We start from the raw sequence: 2,664 nt of genomic DNA on the forward strand, positions 1-2,664 counted from the left end.
GTTCGGTTCCTTGGACAATTTTAAGTACAAGGATAAATGGTGGATTATCGACATAGGTGGCAACAATTTACGCATGCTGGCCTTTATCGAGTTCAGGCATAACCGAATTTATGTAAAGCATATCGTCACTCACAAAGAATACGATCTGCTGTGTAAGAAGTACCGAAAATAGGAGAAGAAAATGTTAGTTGTCGCAGAAGTCACTAAAATGGCGGGGGTTATTACATCCCAACTCCCTATACTAACTGGCATTTCATCTGCTTCGGAGCACAGGCAGGCGCTGGCACTGATGGATGAGCTGATCGAGCAGTACGATGATAACCTGATCATTATCGAGGCTCTGGGGAATGCCATTACCCGCTACGAAGATGAATCTGTAAGGTTTGAGGCATTCAACCACAGGCAGGGGGAGATTGACTCTGCAGTAGCCACGCTCAAGGTGTTGATGGATCAATATGGGTTGAACACGACTGACTTTGAGAACGAGATTGGTAAAAAAAGCATGGTTTCTCAGGTGTTGGCAGGGAAAAAGAACCTGACCCGTGAACATATTATGAACCTGGCACATCGTTTCGGCGTCAGTCCGGCGGTCTTCTTCTAACTGAAATAATAAGAAACTAAACATGGATTGTGAAACTGAAACAACGGGTAAATGTACGGACTTTTTTATCTTGTAAACTGGTTGGCACAAGGTTAGATAGCAAACCGAGATCTTAATATTTAGATGATGGGAAAGTAGTTAAAAAAGACCTTGTTAAAAGCTAAACCTGTTAAAACCCTCAAGCTTCTGGAATTTCCAGGTAATCACGTTGAAATACTAAAAAATATCTACGGAAAGCCTTGGAATCATGCTCAACTAGCCAAAGATGTAACGACAATTGGTGAGCCGAATATACTAGGTATCGACGGATTTTACCGTCCAAGAACCGATGAATATTTCATTATTAATGTTCAGGATAATTTAATATTCACCTCAAAACCTTGATGGGAAACAGCATGTTTGATAAAAAAGTTATCTTAGAACTCCAGAAGCTAATACCAGGTATAAAAAGTCTTACTGGTTATCAGTATTCAGGATTAACAGAGTCAAAAGCAGTCGTTAAGGGGAATGATAAATCGTATGTTATTTGCCCGAAAATGATTACCAGAATCGAAGAATACAACACAAACCATTGTATTGTTCATTACCTCAACGGTGATTCATTTGCGGTGTATATGTCTCTTGATGATCTCACTTCTGGTCTTGGTATTTCTAAAGAAAGTTAAGGTAGGAAAAAGCATGGAACGGGAAGGCATAGCATTTAATAATAAAGTGTTTTGGAAGGTTACTGTTCAACTTTTGTTAATTGGATATACAGCAATAGCAGGATTGGGCTTTGGGTTGCTTTCTTACGTTGAGCAGTATGATATTGACCTAACTATATCGGATTTTGTTCATCCCCTTTTGTGGTTATTTCCTGCTCTCGTAGCGCCAATTTTTGGGTTAGTTAAAGCAAGAAATTAGTCACTGGCCGCAGTGCAAATCATTTGCACTAGGGCGAAGAAGTTATTTTATCAAATTTCTGGAAATATAGAGGTTTTCCGCTCATGAACAAAACAATACTTGTGAAAGCTTACTTTAGTGAAATCAACTCAACACCTCGTCAGTCCATGCTTAAATCTGATCCTTGGGGGAACCCTAACGCACCGACAAATGAACCCAAAAACGCTGATTCAGAGGTGAAAGCAAACAAATGTATTGTTGACTCAGAAAGACTTCAAAGAGATTTGGATTTAGCAATAGCATTACTCAATGAGTCAGGTTATGAAGTGCAAAGTGTAGTTCCAATAATATCTGGGGCTTACAACTATCAATATCAAGACCAGGAGATATCGAGCTATGCAAGACCGTTTACTAAGACCGAAGCGATTAGCGATGGTGTGAGTTATGGTTATGGATATGGTTATTCATACACTGACAGCCTTATTGTCATAGCAAGAAAACAAAGTTGAACAGTCTTAAGGGTCAAACTCAAAAATACTGAACAACATTGAAGTATAGAGATAATTTACCAACTGAGGCAACGGTTGCGGCTTATAAGTAAGTTGTTATAGTGAATAGGGAAAGTACATGGGATATATAGGCACATACGGTACAGCAGCTACAGCACCAATATATCATTGCAGCACGTTTGGTACTCCCAAGTGGTCCGGTAAACACCAAGATGAATTCACAGTTGAGCTAGAAAGAGATTTATTTATTTTTATAAAGCAAGAAGCAACACGCAAGGGGCATAATGATCGAGTCAATGGTGATGTAGGTGTTAACATGCACTTCTTCGATGAGCAATTTCTCGGTGGTAGGCCAAATAGATATTGGATTGAATGCTATATGGTTGGTGCAGATACAAATCAATCACCAAATTTACCGTGTTTAGATGAAGTATGGCCATCTATGCCAATATAATTTTAGGCATTACATTGATATGAATTGAGGGGCTAACATTGAAATTAAACTTTATTTTGATGCTTTTTGCGTGCTTTAGTGCATTTTCAGTTAATGCTGGCGGCGGAAGTGGTACTGAGCCACCAGATGACAATGTGTACGTTAAGCAAATTCATAATAATTATGATGGAGATACATTTCGAGCTTACATTGGCTCAAAAACTTATCATGAGCCAGTC

At 39.1% G+C, this 2,664-nt stretch carries 8 protein-coding genes; all 8 read left to right on the plus strand.

All coding sequences use genetic code 11. From position 1 onward, the window contains the following. Positions 1-10: 10 nt before the first annotated feature. Entirely contained in the window at positions 11-172 is a 162-nt protein-coding gene (locus H5202_RS20235; protein ID WP_259397405.1) for a type II toxin-antitoxin system HigB family toxin, read from the plus strand. Positions 173-181: 9 nt separating this feature from the next. Further along, entirely contained in the window at positions 182-601 is a 420-nt protein-coding gene (locus tag H5202_RS20240) for a helix-turn-helix domain-containing protein (protein ID WP_182773648.1), read from the plus strand. A 150-nt stretch (positions 602-751) separates the two neighbouring features. Further along, a complete protein-coding gene (locus H5202_RS20245; RefSeq protein ID WP_182773649.1) occupies positions 752-985 on the plus strand; it encodes a hypothetical protein in 234 nt (77 codons plus the stop codon). 11 nt (positions 986-996) lie between these two features. Next, on the plus strand, positions 997-1,266 hold the full coding sequence (locus tag H5202_RS20250) for a hypothetical protein (protein WP_182773650.1): 270 nt from the start codon (positions 997-999) through the stop codon (positions 1,264-1,266). A 13-nt stretch (positions 1,267-1,279) separates the two neighbouring features. Next, entirely contained in the window at positions 1,280-1,504 is a 225-nt protein-coding gene (locus H5202_RS20255) for a hypothetical protein (protein ID WP_182773651.1), read from the plus strand. Positions 1,505-1,587: 83 nt separating this feature from the next. Continuing rightward, positions 1,588-1,992, plus strand: coding sequence for a hypothetical protein (locus H5202_RS20260; RefSeq protein WP_182773652.1), 405 nt, complete (start codon positions 1,588-1,590; stop codon positions 1,990-1,992). 118 nt (positions 1,993-2,110) lie between these two features. Next, positions 2,111-2,446 carry a hypothetical protein gene (locus H5202_RS20265; protein ID WP_182773653.1) on the plus strand — a complete coding sequence of 112 codons (336 nt, stop codon included), beginning with the start codon at positions 2,111-2,113 and terminating at the stop codon, positions 2,444-2,446. Between the two features lie 38 nt (positions 2,447-2,484). Next, the coding region (locus H5202_RS24045) for a hypothetical protein (RefSeq protein ID WP_220493945.1) at positions 2,485-2,664 on the plus strand (180 nt) is incomplete at its 3' end.

The sequence above is a fragment of the Shewanella sp. SG41-4 genome (genome assembly GCF_014164505.1).
Lineage (GTDB): Bacteria > Pseudomonadota > Gammaproteobacteria > Enterobacterales > Shewanellaceae > Shewanella.